A 21850-nucleotide genomic window follows, 5' to 3' on the forward strand; every position below is an offset into this window, starting at 1 on the left:
TGATAGGAAATGTTTATGAAATGAAAAAAATCACACTAAAAGTGTGATTGGATTAGTGTTTAAAATACTTTTTAGTCTCAGTAATAACGACTGGAGACAAGACTAAGAGGGCAATCAAGTTTGGTAAAGCCATCAAGGCATTGACGATGTCTGCGATAATCCAAACCATATCCAACTCGATAAATCCTCCCAACAAGACCATGACTACAAAGACTACACGGTAAAGCCAGATAAAGCGGACACCAAAGAGAAACTCAAAACAGCGTTCTCCGTAATAGTTCCAACCTAGAATCGTCGTAAAGGCAAAGAGTACAAGGAAGATGGTCAAGAGGGCAGGTCCAAAGTGTGAAAAAACTGTTGAAAAGGCTGACTGAGTCAAGGCAACTCCATTCAAATCACCACTCCAAACACCAGTTACCAAGATGGTTAAACCTGTCAGAGTACAGATAATCAAAGTATCAATAAAGGTTCCTGTCATGGAAATCAAGCCTTGCTCGACAGGCTCATTAGTCTTAGCTGCAGCCGCTGCAATGGGAGCTGAACCAAGACCAGATTCGTTAGAAAAGACTCCTCGCGCCACACCATTTTGGATAGCCATCCGAATGCTGGCACCTGCAAAACCACCTACCGCAGCAGCTGGACTAAAGGCTGAAGTAAAGATGAGGGCAAATGTAGCAGGGATTTTCTCGATATTAAAGAGAATAACTGTAAGAGTTCCCAGAATATAGACAATAGCCATAAAAGGAACCACTGCTGTCGAAACTTTTGAAATGGATTTGAGGCCACCAAAGACGGCAATCCCTACAAAAATGGATAAAATAAGAGCCGTGATAGCTGGATCAACTTGGGCTGTATTTTGAATGGATTCTGTAATCGAATTGACTTGGGTAAAGGTACCAATCCCTAGAAGGGCTACCAATACACCCGCTAGTGCAAAGAAGATAGCAAGTGGACGCCACTTTTCTCCCATCCCCAAAAGGATGTAATGCATGGGTCCTCCAGCTACAGCTCCATTTGCATCCTTTGTGCGATATTTTATGGCTAGCAAGCCTTCAGCATACTTGGTCGCCATCCCAAAGAAGGCTGCCATCCACATCCAAAAGAGGGCTCCTGGTCCTCCAACCTTAATGGCTGTTGCGACCCCGATGATATTTCCCGTACCAACGGTGGCTGCTAGAGCCGTACAGAGAGCAGCAAAGCTCGACACATCGCCATGTCCCTTGTCCTTGATAAAGATCAACTGAAAGGCCTTTGGGAGACGAGCCACCTGCAAAAGTCCTAGTCGGATAGTCAAATAGATACCCGTTCCGACCAATAAGATCAAGAGGGGAGTCCCCCAAACGAAAGCATCAAGCGCTTTTAGCAATTCTAACATATCCTTCTCCTATCTTTCAACCCCAAAAGAAAGAGCACATGCAAGATACATGTACTCTGGAATGCTTAGATAAATGCCAAAAAGCGGTCTATCCTAGCTCTGTCCTTTTACCTGAGAGTTTGAGCAGTTACCTGCCTTGCCCCTTCGGTGCCTTTACGGTCTCTCCAGAGTTCCGTCCATTTACAGTCATGGAAAACAAACCTTTCTCCACTTCTATTAAACTTCATTCGGTGTTGGTATTTTATTTTTTATTATTCTACAAGAAAAGTTAGTCTTTGTCAATATATTCTATGAAAATTTTTGACCTTTCATTTCTTTTTTCAGAAAGAGCGAATCCTTCTTCTCTCTATCCTTTAAAGGTTACAATGGTGGCACCACTACCGCCAGCATTCTGTGGAGCATAGCCGAAAGTCTTAACATGTTTGTTTCTTTGTAGATATTTGGTGACTCCTTCACGGATGACACCTGTTCCGATACCATGGATGATATCGACTTGCGCCATGTTATTGAGCAGGGCTTGGTCGATAAAGGCGTCCAGCTCATTCATGGCCTCTTCGTACCGTTTGCCTCGGAGATCCAGTCTGGCTTGCGGACCACGACCAGAAGCACGTTTGACGACATTGACTTGTTTTTTCTTGACTGGGGCTTCTTGTTGGGCCTGAACAAGGTCAAATTCTTTCTCCTCCAAGGTCATCTTGATCAAGCCAACTTGGGCTTCCCAACGGCCGTCCTTAAGCTGATTGGTCAAGGTTCCACGTTGACCATAACTGAGGACCACAATGTCATCTCCCACCTTTGGAGCTCGTTTTTTCTTGGCCTTTTGAAGGACCTTGTTTTTAGACAAGTCGACTTTTTCAGGAGCCAGTTTTTTCAGTTTAGCCTTGGCTTCAATGATTTCATGGGGTTTGAGTTGAGACTTACTGTGAAGGTTCTTGAGAATCTGGTCACTTTCACTTAGAGCAAGTTCCACAATCTCGGCAGCCTGTTCACGCGCCTTGTTGAGCTCAGTTTCCTTTTCACGATTGAGTTCGTTATAGAGTTTTTTGAGTGCTCGGTTCATCTTGAGGTTTTCTTGCTCCACCTCACGGATATTGTCCAAGCGTTTACGGCTTTCAAGCGTTTGCTCTTCTAATTGTTCAATGATGCGATTAACATCATTATCTTGATCAACCTGCTGGCTGGCATCTCCTACGATGACATCTGACAGTCCTAGACGTTTGGCAATTTCAAAGGCATTGCTTCGGCCAGGAACTCCCTGCATAAAGCGATAGGTCGGACGCAAGCTGGCTGTATCAAACTCCATGCTGGCATTTTGCACAAAAGCTGTCTCGATACCATAAGCCTTGAGTTCTGGATAGTGGGTAGTCGCCATGGTCTTGACCTGACGTAGACGAAGATCCTCCAGAATAGCCATAGCAAGGGCGGCTCCCTCTTGAGGATCTGTACCAGCCCCCAACTCATCCAAGAGTAAGAGTGAATGTTGGTTGACCTTGCCAAGAATATCTACGATATTGGTCATGTGGCTGGAGAAAGTAGACAAGCTTTGTTCGATAGACTGCTCATCCCCGATATCTGCGAAGATTTCTTCGAAAATACCAACACGGCTTCCTTTATCAGCTAAAATGGGCAAGCCTGACTGGGCCATGAGTTGAGTCAAGCCCAGGGTTTTGAGCATGATGGTCTTCCCACCAGTATTGGGACCTGTAATGACAATAGCCGTTAATTCCTTACCAAAGTGTATATCGTTCGCGACAGCATTTTTGACCAAAGGATGGCGAACATGAAGAAGCTGAATCTCTTGGTTCTCTGAAAGTTGAGGAACGACTGCTTGTCTTTCTTGGATGAAACGTACCTTGGCACGAATCAGATCCAGATGGCCGATGATCCAAGCGTCATTAGCAATCTCTGCAGCATGAGGGCGGACCCGTTCTGAGAGCTCCTGCAGGATACGAATCATCTCATAGCGTTCGTCTGCTCGCAGACTAGCGATTTCTTCGCTCAGCTTGACCACCTCACGTGGCTCGATATAGACCGTGTTTCCACTAGCAGAGATGTCGTGGACAACACCTGCAATCTTGTTACGATAGGTGTTCTTGACTGGTAAGACTTGACGGCCATTTCGGCTAGCGATTATGCCTTCCGTCAACATCTGCGCTTTTTGCTTGAGTAAGCCTTGCAAGACATCTCGAACTTGACTCTCGCTATCATGGATTTTCCGACGGATGCGTGCTAGCTCTTCACTGGCGAAATTTTCGATAAATCCTGCATCATTTAGAGCTTGAAGACTCCCTTGCAAGTGTGGAAAATCATGTAGTTTTTCAAACCATCTCGCCAACTGCTCCAAGCGTACATTTTCAAGATTGTCATAAAAACCTTGCAACTCTCTGCTAGCCAGTAAGACCCGTTTGAGGAGCAGGAACTCCTCAATATTGAGGTCCGCTCCCATCTCCAGACGCTTGCAGACAGCTGAAATCTCACGTGTCGCTAGGATGGTAAAGTGGGGTTGCTCCACAAAAAGGGCTTGCATTTCCTCCATCTCTGTAAAGGCTTGTTTGATCTTATCCACCTTAGCAGTTGGAGCCAAGCCTTTTAGCTCCTCTAAGCCTTGTTCTGTCAAGAGATGCGGTTCAAACAAGGCTTTGATTTTATTAAATTCTAAGGTTTCTAGTATTTTTGTATTCATATTTTTTCCTTGTATGCTGGTTTACAAGATTATAGCAACTAGGTGTTTTGACCTAGTCGTCCAATCTGTAAACAAAGGGCTAGGAAAAATCCCGCCCTTTTTATCCGATTAAATTTGTCACCCAGAGTTGTTTGATAAGGTTTGTCGTAAAAGGGACACTTTGGATGATATGTTTGGCTACTATACTTTTTTCGAGTGAATTTTGAATGATTGCCAGAGGCACCGTTGCAAGGATGGTCAGAGCCATTTGCAAGACAAATAAGGTTACCAATAGAGACAAAAGGCCTGATCCGATACGCAACCATTTGACATCGAGCTTTTTAGTTGGAATCAAGTGCAGGAACAAACCGATAAAACGTCCGATACTATAACAAATTCCGAAAACTAAAAGGTAGGCTAGGCCCGCATAAAAGACCTTGTCTAGCTGAAACAGCTGGTCTGAAGGGAAGAAAAAGGTGCCCTGTCCTTCCTGAGGATTGGCATAAGGGACAAGTAAGTGGAAATGATCGCCCAGTGATTTATAAAACTGTCCCGCAACAAAGGCTGAAATCACTGCCACGAGGAAATAATAAACTTGCAGGACCAAACCTCTACGGTAGCCGATGTAAAAGCCCCAAGCCAGAACCAATAAGAGTAGGATTGAAATCATAGGGAGTCCTCAATCTTGCTCTGTTCTTGTTTGACAGCAATCAACTTGTGACGGAGTTCTAACAACTCTTGCTCCTTGTCATCAAATTCAATTTCACGGTTGAGCTGTGTAGACAGACAGTTGACCGCCAAAAGAAGAGCAATGGTCTCATCATCCGCCCCAGGCATTTGTTCTTTAATTGCTTGGTATTTTTCAGTCGCAACCTTGGCAATTTCCTCCATAAAGAGGTTGTCATGCTCGGTTGTTAAGGTTAATGTCTTTTTCCCGAATGTAAACTTATATCGATTTAGATTTGCCATAAAATTCACCTCACGATATTATACCAAATTTCGCTAACTTTGTCAGTTTTTACCAATTCTCCTGCTTTTGTGGTACAATAGAGACTATGGCAAGTATCACACTCACACCAAGTGAACAGGAAATTCAGAGCTTTTTAAGTCAGTATCAGAAGGCTCTCAGTCCTAGTAAAAATCCTTATATTCGCTATTTTTTGAGACTGCCTCAAGCAACAGTTTCCATCTATACTTCTGGAAAAGTCCTCCTGCAGGGCGAAGCTGCTGAGCACTACGCCAATTTCTTTGGCTACCAAGTTCGACAAGAAAACAGTGGACAAGATTTCCCTATGATTGGGACCGATGAGGTGGGAAATGGTTCCTACTTTGGTGGACTGGCTGTCGTGGCTTCCTTCGTGACACCTGACCAGCATGACTTCTTACGAGAACTCGGGGTGGGGGATTCCAAGACTCTGACAGACCAAAAGATTCGTCAGATTGCCCCTATTCTCAAGGAAAAAATCCAGCACCAAGCGCTCCTCCTTTCACCGAGCAAGTACAACGAAGTTATCGGAGAGCGTTACAATGCTGTTTCTGTAAAAGTTGCCCTTCACAACCAGGCTATCTTTCTCCTGCTTCAAAAAGGAGTCCAGCCAGAGAAAATCGTGATTGATGCTTTTACAAGTCCTAAAAACTATGACAAGTACTTGGCTCAAGAAGCCAACCGTTTTCCAAATAAGATCACTTTGGAAGAAAAAGCCGAGGGCAAATACCTGGCTGTTGCGGTTAGCTCCATCATCGCGCGGGATCTCTTCCTCGAAAACTTAGAAAATCTGGGACGAGAACTGGGCTATCAACTACCTAGCGGCGCTGGAACTGCATCTGATAAGGTTGCCAGCAAAATCCTTCAAGCCTATGGTATGAAGGGACTTCATTTCTGCGCCAAACTGCATTTTAAAAATACTGAAAGAGCAAAAAAACTTCTATAGAGGTAAACCATGAACTATTTAAAATCATTTATAAAAGAATGGGGAGTTATCTTCCTGATTATCGCACTGGTAGGCCTTAGCCGCATTTTCCTTTGGAGCAATGTCCGTGTGGAAGGACACTCGATGGACCCTACCCTAGCTGACGGAGAAGTTCTCTTCGTTGTTAAACACCTCCCAATTGACCGCTTCGATATCGTGGTTGCGCATGAGGAAGACGGAAATAAAGATATCGTCAAGCGCGTTATTGGAATGCCAGGAGATACCATCCGCTATGAAAATGACAAACTCTTTATCAACGGTGAGGAAACGGATGAACCCTACCTAGCTGAATACCTCAACTTGTTCAAAACAGAAAAGTTGCAAAACACCTATACTGGAAAAGGATTTGAAGGCAATAAGGGAGTTTACTTTAGAGAACTTGCTCAAAAGGCACAGGCCTTTACAGTCGATGTCAATTCCAACACCAGCTTCAGCTTTACTGTCCCTCAAGGCGAATACCTTCTCCTTGGTGACGATCGTCTAGTCTCTAGCGACAGCCGCCACGTTGGTACCTTCAAGGCCAGCGATATCAAAGGCGAAGCAAAATTCCGTTTCTGGCCACTTAACCGTATCGGAACTTTTTAAGATAAGGAAGAGGCCGAGAATGCTAAGTCTCAGCCTCTTTTTCTATTGCGAGAAGAAGACCTTTTAGTCTCCTAGCTTGTTGAAAGAAGCTAAGGGTACAACTCTCACGAACTCATGTAAAGGAAACCTATGGAAGTTTATTTTTCAGGCACCATTGAACGCATTATTTTTGAAAATGTCAGTAATTTCTATCGCATCCTCCTCTTAGATATCGAAGATACCAATGCGGAGGACTTTGACGATTTTGAAATCATCGTTACAGGAACCATGGCTGATGTGATTGAGGGCGAAGACTACACTTTTTGGGGGCAAATCGTTCAGCACTCCAAGTATGGTGAACAGCTACAAATCAGTCGTTATGAGCGAGCAAAACCCACTAGTAAGGGTCTAGTCAAGTACTTTTCTAGTAGTCATTTTAAGGGGATTGGTCTCAAAACGGCCCAAAAAATCGTTGATAGCTATGGTGAAAATACCATTGACGAAATTCTGGAACATCCTGAAAAGCTGGAAAGTATTGCTGGACTCTCTGCCAAAAACCGTGAGGCTTTTGTTTCCACCCTCCGTCTCAACTATGGGACAGAAATGGTCTTGGCAAAACTAGCTAACTACGGCATTCCCAATAAACTGGCCTTTCAGATTCAAGACTTTTACAAGGAAGAAACGCTGGATATTGTCGAAAACTATCCCTACCAACTGGTTGAAGATATCAAAGGATTGGGTTTTACCATTGCAGACCAATTGGCTGCCGAACTAGGTATCGAAAGCCAAGCTCCCGAGCGCTTCCGTGCTGGCCTTGTCCACAGTCTCTTTCAGGGATGTATGGATACGGGTGATACCTATATGGAAGCCAGAGATTTGCTGGAACAGACCCTGACTCTCCTCGAGTCTTCTCGTCCTGTGGAACTGGACCCCAGCCAAGTCGCTCAGGAATTATCTCATTTGATTGAAGAAGACAAGGTTCAACAGATTGACACTAAAATCTTTGATAACAGCCTCTTTTTCGCCGAAGAAGGAATTCGCAGTCACTTGGTTCGTATCCTTGAAAAAGAAAAACAGAAGAGCCAAGATCTAGAAACCATTCACAAGCATATCGCTAGTGTTGAGGAAGAGCTGGGTATCCAGTACGATGACATTCAAAAGCAGGCTATCTGTGACGCTATCCAGAACAAGGTTTTTATCCTGACAGGTGGACCCGGTACTGGTAAGACGACTGTTATCAATGGGATTATTGCTGTTTATGCACTTTTAGAAGGACTTGACCTCAGGAAAAAAAGCAGTCTGCCTATCCTTCTAGCAGCTCCAACTGGTCGAGCGGCTCGGCGCATGAATGAATTGACAGGATTGCCAAGTGCTACTATACACCGCCATTTGGGAATGACGGGGGACGATGATACCAGCCATCTGGAAGATTATCTGGATGCCGACTTTATCATTGTAGATGAGTTTTCCATGGTGGATACTTGGCTAGCCAACCAGCTCTTCTCCAACATCTCCTCAAACAGTAAAATTCTCATCGTGGGGGATAGCGACCAATTGCCTTCTGTTAGTCCCGGACAAGTCCTGGCAGACCTGCTCCAGATACCCCTGATTCCGCAGACTCGCTTGGAACGGATTTACCGTCAAAGCGAAGAATCAACTATCGTTACCTTGGCGAGTCAGATTCGACAAGGCATCTTGCCAGCTGACTTTACCCAGAAAAAGGCAGACCGCTCCTACTTTGAAATCGCTAGTGGCCATATCCCAGCTACCATTGAGAAAATTCTTGGCGCTGCCCTCAGAAGTGGCATTCCGGCTCGCGATATTCAGGTGCTAGCACCCATGTATCGAGGAACTGCTGGTATTGACGCCATCAACCAACTTATGCAAGACCTGCTCAATCCTCAGCAAAAGGGGCAAGTTAGCTTTGAAGCAACTCAGTGTCACTATCGAACAGGGGACAAGGTCATTCACCTAGTCAACGACGCTGAAGTTAATGTCTTTAACGGAGATCTAGGCTACATCACAGACCTGATTCCTGGAAAATACACTGAGTCCAAACAAGATGAGATTGTCATTGATTTCGATGGCAATGAGGTCATCTATCCTCGAAACGAATGGTACAAGATTCGACTGGCCTATGCCATGAGTATTCATAAGTCGCAGGGAAGTGAGTTTCCTGTTGTCATCCTGCCCATCACTAGTGCTAGCAAGCGCATGCTGGAGCGAAATCTCATCTACACAGCCATTACACGCGCCAAAAGCAAACTTATCTTACTAGGTGAATTACAGGCCTTTGACTATGCAGTTAAGCATATCGGGACTGCCCGCAAGACCTATCTGATTGAGCGTTTCAGTGATTTAATTGAAAATAATATTGAAGAAAGCAAACAAGCCTTCTCTGAAACTGCCACACCAAGTGACTCTGAACAATCCTACATCCTCACCGAAGAAAACTGGTCTAGCATCCCAGCCATGATTGGGATTACAGATGCAGACCTCAAAGAGATTTTTGGAAAATAGTGCAACAGAAAACCCACCTAGTCAGGTGGGCTTTTTCTCTTTTAAGATTATTTAACTGTTGCAGTGCTTGTAATCAATTCAACAGCTTTTTTGATAGTGATATCGTGTTTCAACATATCAGCTGAAAGCAAGTTTTGTACTTGTGCAACTTCCATGTTGTAGTCTGCTGCCAATTGCTCAATTTCTTTTTGGATTTCTTCTTCTGAAGCATCAAATCCTTCAGCTTTGGCAACTGCTTCGATGACAAGGTTAGTCTTCGTACGTGACTCAGCTTCTGCTTCGTATTGTTTGTGAAGGTCTTCTTGAGTAGTTCCAGTGATTTGGAAGTACATGTCAGGGTTGATACCTTGGCGTTGCAAGTTTCCAAGGAATTCATTTACTGAACGGTGAACTTCTTCGTGGATCATTTCTTCTGGAAGTTCTACGATTTCAGCGTTTTCTACAGCTTTATCAATTGCTGCACCTTCAACGGCATCTTTGTATGCTTCTTCTTTCGCAGCAGTCAATTCTTTGCGGTATTTTTCTTTCAATTCGTCAAGAGTTTCCACTTCTTCGTCGATATCTTTTGCAAGTTCATCGTCAAGAGCTGGAACTTCTTTTGCTTTTACTTCGTGAATAGTTGTTACGAATTTAGCTTCTTTACCTGCAAGGTCTTCTGCTTGGTAGTCTTCTGGGAATGTTACGATAACATCAACAGTTTCACCAGCTGAGTGTCCAACCAATTGGTCTTCAAAACCAGGAATGAATTGACCTGATCCAAGTCCAAGTGAGAAGTTTTCACCTTTTCCACCGTCAAATTCAACACCGTCGATAGAACCAACGAAGTCGATGACAACAGTGTCGCCATTTTCAGCAGCGCCTTCTTTGATAACCAATTCAGCCAAGTTGTTGCGTTCGCGTTCGATACGTTCTTCAACGTCAGCGTCAGTTACTTCTTTTTCTACATCAACTGATACTTCAAGGTTTTTGTAGTCACCCAATTTTACTTCAGGTTTTGTCACGACTTCAGCAGTGATAACCCAGTCTTGACCTTTTTCCATTGAAGTTACGTCAATTTTTGGTTGCGCAACGACTTCAAGACCAGCTTCTTTTACTGCAGCTTCATAAGCGTTTGGCAAAAGTGCGTTCATTGCATCTTGATAAAGAGCTTCTTCACCAAATTTTTGGTCGAAGATAGGACGTGGAAGGTGACCTTTACGGAAACCTGGAACGTTAAGAGTTTTCTTTACTGAGTTAAATACACGGTCCAATTCTGGTTTGATTTGGTCTTGAGAGATTGTGAAAGTCAAGACACCACGGTTTGTTTCTTTGTTTTCAAATGATACAGACATTCTGTCATTTCTCCTTAAAATTTTTAATACAGTCCATTATACCATATAATAGCGACTTTTTTCAAGTAATGAATGCGCTTTTCAATAGTGCTAGAGGTACTTGCTCGCTTCCTTGATACTAAGTTCAGACATTCTCTTCTTATTTTTTTCAATAAAACGTGCTACCCATTCGGGATTGGTTTTAGAGTAGTCTCTTAGAGCCCAGCCGATGGCTTTGTTGATGAAAAATTCTGTCTGGTCCAGATTGTTGAGCAGAATCTTTTCCATCAGTTGGACATTTGTTTTCTCTTTTCTTAACAACTGGTGGTCAATAGCGACTCGTCTCAGCCAGATATTATCTGATAGGCTCCATTTTAAAATCACTTCTTCAAGTTCCGGATGGTCGGCTACCAAACTTCCTACTACTCGATCTAGGATATCTACCGTGTCCCACCAGGACTTGGTCACGACCAGACGCTCAAGTTTAGGCAAATCGTCCTTCGTTAGATAAGACTGCACGGCTTTCAAATAGTTGGCAGCCACATACTGGTATTCTCTTGGCTCCTTTTCCCAGCAGATATCTACAAAATCCCAATCAATCATCTTTGTTTTTTTCACGCTTGGAAAGTATTTTTTATAGAGTGCATTTCTTTCAGGACCTGCAATACCTAAAAAGGGAAATTGATGGCGCATATAGGCTTCCATAGGCCCTGCTTTTTCAGGGTCTTTTGCTGCTTCTAGATCCTCAAGTAAATCTGCAAGACTCATCTAAAAGTCCTCCTGCCCGACCAAGTGGTGCTGGAAGGCATAGACCGCTGCCTGGGTGCGATCGCTGACCTCAAGTTTGGCAAGGATATTGGACACATGGGTCTTGACCGTCTTGAGAGAGATAAAGAGTTCATCTGCAATCCGCTGATTTTCGTAGCCCTTGGCGATGAGTTGAAGTACGTCTCGCTCACGCGCAGTCAGCTCCTCATGAAGCTCCATATGATTACGGTGGTATTCGACCTTCTTGCTGACCTCTTGTTCAATAGCCAGCTCTCCAGCAGCAACCTTACGAACTGCATGGAGCAGTTCGTCTGCACTAGAAGTCTTGAGCATATAACCTTTGGCACCCGCATTCAAGACTGGCATGATTTTTTCATTGTCCAAGTAAGAAGTTACAATCAAAATCTTGGCTTCAGGCCATTCTTTGAGGATGGCCAAGGTTGCATCAATCCCATTCATCTCAGGCATGACGATATCCATGACAATGACATCTGGACGCAGTTCCAAGGCCAAGTCAATACCTTGAGCCCCATTGGCAGCCTCGCCCACAACTTCCACATCGTCTTGGAGATCAAAATAGCTTTTCAAGCCCAATCGAACCATTTCATGGTCATCTACCAGTAAAATTTTCATCTCTACTCCTTTATCATTCCTTATCTAGCAGGGGAATACGGATATCAACCGCCAGTCCTTGCTTAGGTGCTGTCAAGAGTTGAACCGTTCCTGCCATATCTTCGACTCGCTCCTTGATATTTCGCAGTCCATAACTCAAGTCGTCTAAGCTCCCTAACTGGAAACCAATCCCATTGTCCACCACCTTCAGCTGCACTTCAACATCTGTCTGATAGAGGTAGACATCTAGGCAAGATGCCTGGGCATGGCGGAGGGTATTGCTGATCAACTCCTGCAAAATACGGAAGATATGTTCTTCAATCTTCTTGGGCAATTTAGACACATTCTGCTTGAGACTAACCTTGAGATCACTCTTGTCCTCAAGCTCTTTTAAGAGGATTTGAATCCCCTCAATCAAACTCTTCTCTTCCAACTCAACAGGTCGCAAATGTAGGAGCAAGACCCGCAAATCCTTTTGGGCTGTCTCTAGGATGGCCGCGACACTTTGCAACTGGGTCTGCATCTTTTCTCTATCCAGCTTCAAAGCCTGCTGACTGACACCTGATAAAATCATATGGGCCGCAAACAACTCCTGACTAACTGTATCGTGAAGGTCACGTGCTATCCGCTTCCTTTCTTTCTCGATGATTGCTTCTTCCTTGACCAGGCTTTGATTTTCAGCCTTTTGAACAGCCTCTGTCAAGAGGTTGAGCTTGCCAGACAAGGACTTAAAACTGGCATCCAAGTCTGGATCTGCAAAGGCAACCACCTCTTTTCCTGCTAGCAGTCGCTTGAGATTGACTTGCATTTTTCTGCGAGAGATTTCTTCTATCACGCGCCAAAAGAGGACAAAAAAGAAGGTCATGGAAAGGCTAAAGACCAAGACTAAGAAGATTAACTTTTCTGTTTTCTCGATATCCTGTAGCAAATAGGACCAATCCAGTTCAAAAATATCAAGTAAACTATTAGTCAAAAAGAGGATAAAGAGGAAAGAAGTCAGGCCGATTAACAGATACGATTGCTTTTTCATCCTCTGACCACCTCCACATCGCCAACCATAGTAGTTAGGAAAATCTTGACGCTCTTGTTACTCTTGAGATAGTCTCTGGTTTCCTGATGATAGTGTTCATTGCGGAGGGATTTCTTAGGTTGATGAAGGAATGTTAAATCTCCATAGAGGCAGTTGACACTGAGGCTAATTTCCACATCAACAGGTACGATAATCCTAGTCGTTCCGACCATTTTTCTAAGGATAATGACATTGTCATGATTGGTTAGGATAACTCTTTCCAAATGAATGGTGTCCTTGCCCATGAGGCGAAAGAGGTTGATATCATCAAATTGGCAGGTCTGGTGGCTAGAAAAATGATGGAGATTGCCAAACCAAGGATTGCGTTCATTTTTTACCGTCACCACCTCTTCAAATACCAAGTCCGTCTCCTCTCTTTCTTGATTCATCATCGGATAGAGAAGAAAGAGACTATAGATAACTGCCACAAAGATGGCTAAAATCACAAAGGGATTGAGCATGATGATAAAAAAGAAAAGAATAGTCGCCACAAGGAGGAAAACGTTGTTGCCTTCTTTACCTGTATAATAACGAAGCAAGAGCAAAAAGAGGAATAGAATCAGCAGAAAACGCGAAAAATGCTCTGATACCATCAAAATCAGAGCTCCCGTCAATAGACAGGCTTCGATAAATAAAAAGATTTGAAATTTTTTCATAGATGCATCCTCTCCCTTCTATTTTATCACAATTCAAAAAAGTCACCTCGGTCTGAGGATGGAAAAAAAGGCGTTGACAAAGAGAGACAAAAAAGGGCGGGATTCTTGTCCCGACCTCTCTACATCTGATCTTTTGCTTCTTTTAGTTTACCATAAAGAATGTAGTCTACGTTTTGCAGATCTGCTATGGTTGCACAATTAAGGGCACACATGATCAAGCACAGGTCTTCTTTCCAGCCTTGGACAATACCAATCACCTCTTCGACGGAGTAGGTTTCAATCAACTCTAGAACGGTACGTGACAGTCCTACAGCCTTGGCACCAAAAACCAAGCACTTAATCATATCCAGCGGATTCCGAACGCCTCCACTGACCAAGAGTTCGACCTTGTCTTTCCAGTCTTGGGCATTGAGAAGGGCTTGCATAGTAGACTGGCCCCATTGATTGAGGTAATCACGTTGGCCACTGCGACGGTTTTCAATGTAAGCAAAGCTAGTACCACCACGACCCGACAAGTCAACCGTTCGAACACCCAGTTCATAGGCTCTCTCGATGGTCTTCACATCCATCCCAAAGCCCACTTCCTTTAGAATAATAGGAACAGGGATCCGCTTGCTATAATCTGCCAGATGCGATTGCCAGCTTCGAAACTTTCTTTCTCCCTCGGGCATGAGTAATTCCTGCATGACATTGACATGCACTTGGAGGAGAAGAGGATTCATCGCTTCTACAGTCTGAAGACCTAACTCAACAGGCTTGTCCAATCCAATATTGGTTCCAAGGAGGAGATTTGGATGGCTAGATTTGACAGAAAAAGAGTCATCTGTTGGATCTTTGAGGGCTACACTATAAGAACCTGTCACAAATAAAATCCCACAGGCTTCTGCCACCTGAGCCAGTTTTTGATTGATTTCTTTACCTTTTTCGCTTCCACCCGTCATGGCATTGATATAAAAAGGAAAATCCCACTTTCGACCTGCAAACTCTGTAGACAAATCAATCTCATCTAGGTCATAAAGAGGCAGGGAAGAATGAATCAACTCCACCTCATCAAAGCTATTATAGGAACTTTTCTGCTCAAGGGCATAGCGGATATGCTCGTCCTTACGATTTGTCGTCATGTCCTATCCTTTCTTGGTATAAGAGCTCAATCCCCAGATTGGCCCAACGGTTTTTTAAGGTTTCAGTTGATTGCTCATCAAAACTCAAGGCAACACCACAGTCACCACCACCAGCGCCACTACTCTTGGCAACAGCCTGCAAATCTTGACTGGCTTCTTTCAACTGTCTCAGCGAAGGTGTGTATATATCTAGACTCAAGCCTTCTAAAAGCTGACTGGCTGTTTCCAGCTGCTCGATAATTTTTTCTGCATGCCCTTGCTCCAAGGCTTCTACCAAAGCAGCCACCGTTGCTTTTGAAGAAGTTAAAAAATTCTGATTGATGTTTTGCTTGATTTGCTGAACCATGTCACTAGACACAGCTACTTCCTTGGTCCATCCCACTAGGAAATCACATTCTAGGGTTGGTTGTACGTGTGAGATAGAAAAGCCCCAGTCACGCTCCAAAACCGTCGCCAAGCTTTCTTCTTCCAACCACGCAGCTATCTTCTTTCGATCAAAAGACTGGTAGAGAACCAAATCTTCTGCCACAATACAGGCAAGGTCTCCCATAGAACCATTGTCGCCTCGCTTGAGCAAGACCGCGCTTGCCAGCTTGAATAAGAGTTCCGAATCAACCGTAATATCATATAGAGGCAGTAGGGCCTTAATCACCAAGACAACGACGCTACCACTAGAACCTAGACCAAACTTTTTGCCTTCCCGTTCCATTTTTCCACGAATTTCCAAAGAAAAAGGTCTCAAGGTTTGCCCACGATAAACGAGGAAATCTTCCACTAGAGCAATCGTTTCTTGAATCAAGCTGTAGTCAGGATTTGGCGTCAAGTCCACTGCGAAATCAAACATATCTGAGTAGATACGATAGTTCTCAGAAAAAGCAATCTCAGCCTTCATATAGATGGGGATGGCCTTTATCAAGGCTAACTGCCCTGGCTCTAAAATAGCATACTCACCTGCCCAATAGAGTTTCCCGCAAGTTTTAACAGCAATCATCTTGGCTCAAATCCTTTGTTTTTGACACAATCAGGCGGTAACGTTGACCAAATATTTCAGATAGATGCTCCAAGTCTTTCTCCTGACAGAGGACCTTGACATTGGGACCGGCATCCATGGTAAAGTAACAGGCTTCACCTTGCTCACGAAGCTGGCGAACAAAGTCCATGGCTTCATAGGAAGCATCCGTTAGATAAGAAAAGGCTGGACTAGCAGTCTTGGTCGTAGCGTGCATGGCTAGGGCATTTTTCTCCGTTAATTCCCCAACCTTAGCAAAATCATTCTCTTTGAGATAAACCAGCATATCCTGATAATCCTTCTCAGACTGGCGAACCCAATCACCAAAGGTCGTCGAGGTTTCCACACAGAGTTTCATCCCATCACGGCTAGAAATTGGTTTTTTCTTGTCCTCCAGCACCAACATAATCATAGCTAGTTTCAAGTCTGTCTCTACAGGGTAGATTTCCCCACTATCCTTGTCCCAAGCACCGAGTGGTCCATAAAAACTGCGAGAGGATGAACCTGAAGCAAACTTAGCCTCCTGTGCCAACTGACTCCGATTCAAACCAAGCTGAAAATAAGCATTGCAAGCCTTGACCAAGGCGGACAAACCACTGGAACTGGAAGACAGACCCGCCGCGGTCGGCATGTTGTTTTGGGTATCGATACGGACAAAACCCTCACCTTCTGGACGGTAGCGGTCGATAATCTTGCTCATCTTGGCATGCTCCGCCTCATTTTGGAGCTGACCATTGATATAAAAGGCATCCGCCGTCGCATGGGCTGGTAGAGGCGACAAGGTCGTCTCTGTATACATATTTTCCAAAGTCAGAGAGATACTGCTAGTAGCAGGAACCATCTCTTTCTCTTTTTTCTTTCCCCAGTATTTGATAATGGCAATATTTGCGTAGGAACGTACTGTTACAGGCTTTCGATCCATGTCTGAACAGCTCCTTTCTCTTCTAATCGTTTTGCTAGTTCTTGTGCTTGATCCAGATTGGCTACCAAGGCAATGATACAACCTCCTAGGCCACCACCACTCATCTTGGCACCCAGAGCACCGTCGCTCAGAGCCGTTTCAACGAGGGAGTCTGCCTCAGGGCTGCTGACACCAATTTCTTTTAAATGTAGATGCGCTTGACTGAGGATTTGTCCCAGTCTTTCAGCATCTTTTCGTCTAATCGCATCTTCTGCCTGCTGGGTCAATTCTCCCAAGGCATGCAAAAACGGTAGGGCATCCTTCCCCATACTTTGAACCACTTGGATGGCTTCACGAGTGTGGCCATACACACCTGTATCAGCAATCACCAAATAGGCAGATAGATTCATCTCAAGCTCTGTAAATCCAAGGTTCTTGATAAAGCGAATGGGTTGGTCACTGAGACAGGTCTTGGCATCCAAACCGCTTGGATTCATATGGGCAATCATCTCAGCCCGATTGACCAAGATTTCTAGCACATCGTGAGGCAGGTCGGCTTGGTAGTAGTCAAATACCGCACGAATGGCCGCTATGCTGATAGCCGCTGACGAACCCATCCCCCGTTTTTCAGGGATAGCCGAGTCAATCACACATCGAATGCAGGCTTCTTTGATATCCAAATACTCCAGCGAGGCATAAACCGCCATGGACAAGGTATCCTCCTCATAAAGACGCCATGGACTTTCAGCAGGGACCACCTTACAGGTCACCTCCACCTCTATGAGAGGCAAGGAAATGGCAGGATAGCCGTATACAACAGCGTGCTCTCCTATTAAAATAATCTTACTATGTGCCTGACCGACACCAACTTTTTTTGTCATGTTTTCCTTTAACCAGACGAAAAGACCGTCTCATTTCATACAGTAGTATTTTCTCCTATCTATTTTATTATATTTTCACAAAAAAAGCGATTGTTTCCTTCACAATCGCCTCTTTCATTATTGAACCCATTCGCCATTATAGTTGACGTAGTAGCCATCTACAGTGGTATTCACTGCTAAAGCACCTGAGCTATAAGCATAGTACCATTTGCCATTGACTTGGAACCAACCTGTCTTCATATCTCCATTACTTGCATTGAGGTAGTACCAAGTTGAGCCGTCTTGAAGCCAGCCGGTTGCCATAGTTCCTGATGAACGGAGATAGTACCACTTGTTACCAACATAAGCCCAACCTGTCTTCATATCACCATTTTGAGCATCTAGATAATACCAAGATGAGCCTACCTGATACCAGCCAGTCGCCATTGCTCCTGATGAACGAAGGTAGTACCACTTATTGCCAAGTTGCTGCCAACCAGTTTGCATGATGCCAGTTGTTGGATCTAAGTAGTACCATGGAGCAGGTTTGCTTCTATCAATGCCAAAAGTAACATGGAAATCTTGAGTCCAACCCTTAGCAACTTCACCAATTGGTAGTGGATTGTAAGAATCATCGCCAGAAATTCCTAACTTATTTAAATAATACCAATTGCCGTCTTCATAAGTCCAGCCTGTCTTTACAGCATAATTATTATCAAAATAATAAGTTCTCTTTTCAGCAGATGGAGTATATTGTTCACCGTATACTTTTCCTGTATTTTCAGACGTTTTTGCCTCTAGTACTTGTTTATCTGTTTGTTCTAGCAAAGCACCATCTTGTCCAAAATAGTACCACTTCTGTTGAAGGCCAATTTCTAAGACTGGACGATTATTAAATAAATTATCACGATAACCTGTTCCATGAATTTCTACGTATTGCCAACCGACAACCATCTCTCCTCTATCACCAAAATAGTAAGTTTTACCGTCTATTTTATGCCAATAGATTGCTTTATGATCATCTTTTATATAATATTTTCTATTATCCTTATCAACAAACTGTCCACCCGTGGTATCTGCAGATACAGTATTTGTCGCTAGCAAACCAAAGAAAAATGTTGCTAGTGCGACTTGCATCATTTTTTTCAAAAGCTTCATTTGTATATCCTCCAACATTAAATCCACTCACCAGATGAAGCAAAGTTATAAACTTTACCATCGATAGTTTGGCTACCTGTAACCATTGCTCCAGAGGAATTGAGATAATACCAGTTTCCATTTACTTTTGTCCAACCTGTCTTCATATCTCCATTACTTGCATTTAGGTAGTACCAAGTTGAACCATCTTTCACCCAACCAGTTGCCATGGCTCCTGATGAACGAAGGTAGTACCACTTGTTACCAAGATATTGCCAGCCTGTTTTCATATCGCCATTTTCAGCATCTAAATAGTACCAAGTTGAGCCTTCCTGATACCAGCCAGTTGTCATAGCTCCTGATGAACGGAGGTAGTACCACTTATTGCCAATTTGCTTCCAACCAGTTTGCATAATGCCAGTTGTTGCATCGAGATAATACCAAGTTGAATCATCGTTTATCCAACCTGCACGTCTTTCACCACCAATATAGTTTTCTCCATTAATTTCCGTTTTAGCTAAATAATACCAATTAGACTGGTCATAAAGCCAACCTGTCTCTAAAGAATGATCTTGATTAAAGTAATAGTTCGTGTAAAAACTCTTCTCTTCTTTATCTTCTGGGTTTGTACGTTTTTCCCCATACTTTCTTCCAACACTGTCTTTAGTTTTAACCTCTAATGCTTTCCAACCAACAAACTCTTGTAGCACTCCATTTTTGTCAAAGTAGTACCATTCTGGCATTGGGGAACCTTCTAATCTGATACCATTTGGGTAAGGACCAATTGTATATCCTTTAACTGGCATTGGAATATATTGCCAGCCGACAACCATCTCTCCAGATAAAGGATCAAAATAATAGTATTTTCCATCAATCACTCGCCAGTAGGTTTCTTTGAGGTTCCCCTTCTTGTAGTAGGTTCTACCATTTTCTTGGACAAATTGCCAGCCTTCCGAATCAGCATCATCCGCAAAGACGGTGCTTGTAGCTAGCAAAGCAAAGAAAAAGACTGCGAGTCCAACTTGCATCATTATTTTAAATTTCTTCATTAGATCTTTCCTCCATAACTGATTGTAGCAAAGACTTTATTGTATGTCAATATATAGAAACTTCTCAAAAAAAGCAGTTACACAACTGCAACTGCTTTTCTATTCTTGCATGGTGTAACCAACACCACGCACGGTTTTAATGTAGCTTTTTTGACCTTTTACATCAAGCTTGCTACGTAGATAACGGATATAAACATCCACGATATTGGTTTCTGTCGCACTTTCGTACTTCCAAACACTTTCCAACAACTGCTCACGAGTCAAGACCTTCTTGCTTCCCATGAGAGTGGCCAAAAGGTCATACTCACGGCGCGTCAGAGCAATCATCTCCTCGCCACGATAAACGGTATGATGTTCTACATCCATACGCAAATTGCGGTAAGACGTTGGGACCTTCATCTGACTACAATGTTGGTCGATAAAGTCCCGACCTCGGAAAATCGCTGAAATACGAGCCACCAGCTGATCAATAATCACTGGCTTATAGATGTAAGAAACGGCGAAGCGCTGGATTGTCTCAATCTGGTCTTGCAATTCTTCGCGATGGTCCAAGACCATGATCACTGAGGCAGGTTTTGTCCGACTCAGCCTCTCTGCAAAATCCTGGGCCGTCATATCCCCCAGACGAGCATTCAGTAAAATCAAGTCATAATCTGTCTGGAGAGCCATGGAGAGGGCTTTTTGCCCCTCCTCGACCAGATCAACACGGTATTGCTCTTTTTGGAGTTCCAGACTGAGAAAATGAGCGAGATTTCGTTCTTTCTCAAGTAATAAAATCCGTTTCCCCATGGCAGACCTACTTATTTTTCGTCATACCAAGAGTAGTGGAAGGTTCCTTCTTTGTCTTTACGTTGGTAAGTGTGGGCACCAAAGTAGTCACGTTGTGCTTGGATCAAGTTAGCTGGAAGGTCAGCTGAACGGTAGCTATCAAAGTAAGTAATAGCTGCTGAGAAGGTTGGCACTGGTACGCCAGCTTGAACAGCAAGAGCTACGATATCACGAACTGCTTGTTGGTACTTAGCAGTAACATCCAAGAAGTACTCATCCAAGAGAAGGTTTGCAAGATCAGCATCGCGGTTGTAGGCATCTGTGATCTTTTGCAAGAAACGAGAACGGATGATACAGCCATCGCGCCAGATAGATGCGATATCTGCAAACGGCAAGTTCCAGTTGTTTTCTTTAGAAGCTACACGCAATTGTGCGAAACCTTGTGCGTATGAGATGATTTTTGAGAAGTAAAGGGCTTGACGGATTTTTTCGATCAACTCAGCCTTGTCACCTTCAAATTTGAAGGCAGCTGGTTTTGGAAGGACCTTGCTAGCATGTACACGCTCTTCTTTGTATGTAGAGATGTAACGTGCAAATACTGACTCAGTGATAAGTGACAACGGCACACCAAGGTCAAGAGCTGATTGACTAGTCCATTTACCAGTTCCCTTGTTTCCTGCAGCATCCAGGATGTAGTCTACGATTGGTCCATCTTGACCTTCATCATCTTTACGGCTCAAGATATCAGCTGTGATTTCGATCAAGTAGCTGTCCAATTCACCCTTGTTCCACTCAGTAAAGATTTCAGCCATGTCTTCTGCAGAAAGGCCAAGCAAGTGTTGCATGAGGTCATAGCTTTCTGCGATCAATTGCATGTCACCATACTCGATACCGTTGTGGACCATTTTCACATAGTGACCAGCTCCATCAGGACCGATGTAAGTCACACATGGTTTGCCATCTTCTGGTGCTTTAGCTGAGATTTCTTCAAGAACATCAGCAACCAATTCGTAGGCTTCTTTTTGTCCACCTGGCATGATAGAAGGACCTTCAAGGGCACCTTTTTCACCACCAGAAACCCCTGTACCGATAAAGTTGATGCCTGAGTTTGCCAATTCTTCATTGCGACGGATGGTATCTTTGTAGAAAGTGTTTCCTCCGTCAATCAAAATATCTCCCTTGTCAAGGTGGGGAAGAAGAGCTTGGATAGTTGCATCTGTACCAGGTCCAGCTTGAACCATCAACATGATACGACGAGGTTTTTCGATTGAGTTTACAAAGCTTTCCACGTCATAGCTTGGCACAAAATTCTTTTCGGGATGGCAAGCGATTACGTCTTCTGTTTTTTCTTTACTACGGTTGTAAATGGCAACTGTATAACCACGAGATTCGATATTTAGGGCAAGGTTACGACCCATTACGGCCATACCAACGACACCAAAGTTAGCTTTTGTCATGTGACACTCCTCTTGTTTAATATGTTTTATTTTATCATTTTT

Annotated in this window: 20 protein-coding genes and 1 riboswitch; of the genes, 3 read left to right on the forward strand and 17 right to left on the reverse strand. The window is 43.7% G+C overall.

The genetic code is table 11. The features are described from left to right. Positions 1–52 precede the first annotated feature (52 nt). From NYE79_RS08340 to zapA, 4 genes are all read right to left on the reverse strand, one after another. A complete protein-coding gene (locus NYE79_RS08340; protein WP_339293680.1) occupies positions 53–1375 on the reverse strand; it encodes a sodium:alanine symporter family protein in 1323 nt (440 codons plus the stop codon). Positions 1376–1464: 89 nt separating this feature from the next. After that, a riboswitch (glycine riboswitch) is annotated at positions 1465–1553 on the reverse strand. Positions 1554–1721: 168 nt separating this feature from the next. Then, positions 1722–4058, reverse strand: a complete 2337-nt coding sequence (locus NYE79_RS08345; protein WP_125328149.1) for an endonuclease MutS2 — start codon at positions 4056–4058, stop codon at positions 1722–1724. Positions 4059–4158: 100 nt separating this feature from the next. Then, positions 4159–4707, reverse strand: coding sequence for a CvpA family protein (locus NYE79_RS08350; protein ID WP_125328150.1), 549 nt, complete (start codon positions 4705–4707; stop codon positions 4159–4161). Continuing rightward, complete coding sequence (gene zapA / locus NYE79_RS08355) at positions 4704–5006, reverse strand: cell division protein ZapA (RefSeq protein ID WP_000002028.1); 303 nt, start codon at positions 5004–5006, stop codon at positions 4704–4706. Before zapA ends, NYE79_RS08350 begins: the two co-directional genes overlap by 4 nt. Positions 5007–5092: 86 nt before the next feature. On the opposite strand from zapA, the gene rnhC reads away from it, so the two are divergent. From rnhC to NYE79_RS08370, 3 genes are all read left to right on the forward strand, one after another. Beyond that, a complete protein-coding gene (gene rnhC, locus NYE79_RS08360) occupies positions 5093–5968 on the forward strand; it encodes a ribonuclease HIII (protein ID WP_125328151.1) in 876 nt (291 codons plus the stop codon). 9 nt (positions 5969–5977) lie between these two features. Further along, positions 5978–6592 carry a signal peptidase I gene (gene lepB / locus NYE79_RS08365; protein ID WP_049489777.1) on the forward strand — a complete coding sequence of 205 codons (615 nt, stop codon included), beginning with the start codon at positions 5978–5980 and terminating at the stop codon, positions 6590–6592. Positions 6593–6721: 129 nt separating this feature from the next. Then, positions 6722–9091, forward strand: a complete 2370-nt coding sequence (locus tag NYE79_RS08370) for an ATP-dependent RecD-like DNA helicase (RefSeq protein ID WP_216728548.1) — start codon at positions 6722–6724, stop codon at positions 9089–9091. Positions 9092–9138: 47 nt separating this feature from the next. On the opposite strand, the gene tig is transcribed toward NYE79_RS08370, so the two are convergent. The 13 genes from tig to gndA all read right to left on the reverse strand — a co-directional run bounded on the left by tig (position 9139) and on the right by gndA (position 21808). Next, on the reverse strand, positions 9139–10422 hold the full coding sequence (tig, locus tag NYE79_RS08375) for a trigger factor (RefSeq protein WP_000116504.1): 1284 nt from the start codon (positions 10420–10422) through the stop codon (positions 9139–9141). A gap of 90 nt (positions 10423–10512) precedes the next feature. Then, on the reverse strand, positions 10513–11169 hold the full coding sequence (locus NYE79_RS08380; RefSeq protein WP_216728549.1) for a DNA alkylation repair protein: 657 nt from the start codon (positions 11167–11169) through the stop codon (positions 10513–10515). Continuing rightward, positions 11170–11802, reverse strand: a complete 633-nt coding sequence (locus NYE79_RS08385) for a response regulator transcription factor (RefSeq protein ID WP_000698404.1) — start codon at positions 11800–11802, stop codon at positions 11170–11172. 13 nt (positions 11803–11815) lie between these two features. Beyond that, complete coding sequence (locus NYE79_RS08390) at positions 11816–12811, reverse strand: sensor histidine kinase (RefSeq protein ID WP_216728550.1); 996 nt, start codon at positions 12809–12811, stop codon at positions 11816–11818. Beyond that, a complete protein-coding gene (gene liaF / locus NYE79_RS08395; protein ID WP_000714481.1) occupies positions 12808–13506 on the reverse strand; it encodes a cell wall-active antibiotics response protein LiaF in 699 nt (232 codons plus the stop codon). The genes NYE79_RS08390 and liaF overlap by 4 nt, the downstream gene beginning before the upstream one ends. Before the next feature lie 119 nt (positions 13507–13625). Beyond that, the gene (gene fni / locus NYE79_RS08400; RefSeq protein WP_000210653.1) at positions 13626–14627 is read right to left on the reverse strand and encodes a type 2 isopentenyl-diphosphate Delta-isomerase; all 1002 of its coding nucleotides are present in this window, start codon (positions 14625–14627) and stop codon (positions 13626–13628) included. Continuing rightward, complete coding sequence (locus tag NYE79_RS08405; protein ID WP_000562391.1) at positions 14611–15618, reverse strand: phosphomevalonate kinase; 1008 nt, start codon at positions 15616–15618, stop codon at positions 14611–14613. The genes fni and NYE79_RS08405 overlap by 17 nt, the downstream gene beginning before the upstream one ends. Continuing rightward, the gene (mvaD, locus tag NYE79_RS08410) at positions 15605–16558 is read right to left on the reverse strand and encodes a diphosphomevalonate decarboxylase (protein ID WP_213952276.1); all 954 of its coding nucleotides are present in this window, start codon (positions 16556–16558) and stop codon (positions 15605–15607) included. Before mvaD ends, NYE79_RS08405 begins: the two co-directional genes overlap by 14 nt. Next, positions 16540–17418 carry a mevalonate kinase gene (gene mvk / locus NYE79_RS08415; RefSeq protein WP_000163295.1) on the reverse strand — a complete coding sequence of 293 codons (879 nt, stop codon included), beginning with the start codon at positions 17416–17418 and terminating at the stop codon, positions 16540–16542. The genes mvaD and mvk overlap by 19 nt, the downstream gene beginning before the upstream one ends. A gap of 117 nt (positions 17419–17535) precedes the next feature. Further along, on the reverse strand, positions 17536–18555 hold the full coding sequence (gene cbpC / locus NYE79_RS08420; RefSeq protein WP_000771069.1) for a choline-binding protein CbpC: 1020 nt from the start codon (positions 18553–18555) through the stop codon (positions 17536–17538). 17 nt (positions 18556–18572) lie between these two features. Next, entirely contained in the window at positions 18573–19583 is a 1011-nt protein-coding gene (cbpJ, locus tag NYE79_RS08425) for a choline-binding protein CbpJ (protein WP_216728551.1), read from the reverse strand. Positions 19584–19682: 99 nt separating this feature from the next. After that, positions 19683–20372 (reverse strand): response regulator transcription factor, encoded by a 690-nt coding sequence (locus NYE79_RS08430; RefSeq protein WP_000518005.1) that lies wholly within the window; start codon positions 20370–20372, stop codon positions 19683–19685. A gap of 11 nt (positions 20373–20383) precedes the next feature. Beyond that, positions 20384–21808: an NADP-dependent phosphogluconate dehydrogenase gene (gndA, locus tag NYE79_RS08435; RefSeq protein ID WP_000158772.1), complete on the reverse strand. Its 1425-nt coding sequence runs from the start codon at positions 21806–21808 to the stop codon at positions 20384–20386. Positions 21809–21850: the final 42 nt, after the last annotated feature.

Source organism: Streptococcus sp. FSL W8-0197 (genome assembly GCF_037963785.1).
Lineage (GTDB): Bacteria > Bacillota > Bacilli > Lactobacillales > Streptococcaceae > Streptococcus > Streptococcus oralis_CQ.

Excerpts from the sequence above, each read along its gene's own strand:
- gndA (WP_000158772.1), bottom strand. The coding sequence starts at position 21,808 with ATGACAAAAGCTAACTTTGGTGTCGTTGGTATGGCCGTAATGGGTCGT.
- cbpJ (WP_216728551.1), bottom strand. The coding sequence starts at position 19,583 with ATGAAGAAATTTAAAATAATGATGCAAGTTGGACTCGCAGTCTTTTTC.
- NYE79_RS08390 (WP_216728550.1), bottom strand. The coding sequence starts at position 12,811 with ATGAAAAAGCAATCGTATCTGTTAATCGGCCTGACTTCTTTCCTCTTT.
- NYE79_RS08350 (WP_125328150.1), bottom strand. The coding sequence starts at position 4,707 with ATGATTTCAATCCTACTCTTATTGGTTCTGGCTTGGGGCTTTTACATC.
- NYE79_RS08340 (WP_339293680.1), bottom strand. The coding sequence starts at position 1,375 with ATGTTAGAATTGCTAAAAGCGCTTGATGCTTTCGTTTGGGGGACTCCC.
- tig (WP_000116504.1), bottom strand. The coding sequence starts at position 10,422 with ATGTCTGTATCATTTGAAAACAAAGAAACAAACCGTGGTGTCTTGACT.
- lepB (WP_049489777.1), top strand. The coding sequence starts at position 5,978 with ATGAACTATTTAAAATCATTTATAAAAGAATGGGGAGTTATCTTCCTG.
- cbpC (WP_000771069.1), bottom strand. The coding sequence starts at position 18,555 with ATGAAGCTTTTGAAAAAAATGATGCAAGTCGCACTAGCAACATTTTTC.
- NYE79_RS08380 (WP_216728549.1), bottom strand. The coding sequence starts at position 11,169 with ATGAGTCTTGCAGATTTACTTGAGGATCTAGAAGCAGCAAAAGACCCT.
- fni (WP_000210653.1), bottom strand. The coding sequence starts at position 14,627 with ATGACGACAAATCGTAAGGACGAGCATATCCGCTATGCCCTTGAGCAG.
- NYE79_RS08430 (WP_000518005.1), bottom strand. The coding sequence starts at position 20,372 with ATGGGGAAACGGATTTTATTACTTGAGAAAGAACGAAATCTCGCTCAT.
- zapA (WP_000002028.1), bottom strand. The coding sequence starts at position 5,006 with ATGGCAAATCTAAATCGATATAAGTTTACATTCGGGAAAAAGACATTA.
- NYE79_RS08385 (WP_000698404.1), bottom strand. The coding sequence starts at position 11,802 with ATGAAAATTTTACTGGTAGATGACCATGAAATGGTTCGATTGGGCTTG.
- mvk (WP_000163295.1), bottom strand. The coding sequence starts at position 17,418 with ATGACAAAAAAAGTTGGTGTCGGTCAGGCACATAGTAAGATTATTTTA.
- rnhC (WP_125328151.1), top strand. The coding sequence starts at position 5,093 with ATGGCAAGTATCACACTCACACCAAGTGAACAGGAAATTCAGAGCTTT.
- NYE79_RS08370 (WP_216728548.1), top strand. The coding sequence starts at position 6,722 with ATGGAAGTTTATTTTTCAGGCACCATTGAACGCATTATTTTTGAAAAT.
- mvaD (WP_213952276.1), bottom strand. The coding sequence starts at position 16,558 with ATGGATCGAAAGCCTGTAACAGTACGTTCCTACGCAAATATTGCCATT.
- NYE79_RS08345 (WP_125328149.1), bottom strand. The coding sequence starts at position 4,058 with ATGAATACAAAAATACTAGAAACCTTAGAATTTAATAAAATCAAAGCC.
- liaF (WP_000714481.1), bottom strand. The coding sequence starts at position 13,506 with ATGAAAAAATTTCAAATCTTTTTATTTATCGAAGCCTGTCTATTGACG.
- NYE79_RS08405 (WP_000562391.1), bottom strand. The coding sequence starts at position 15,618 with ATGATTGCTGTTAAAACTTGCGGGAAACTCTATTGGGCAGGTGAGTAT.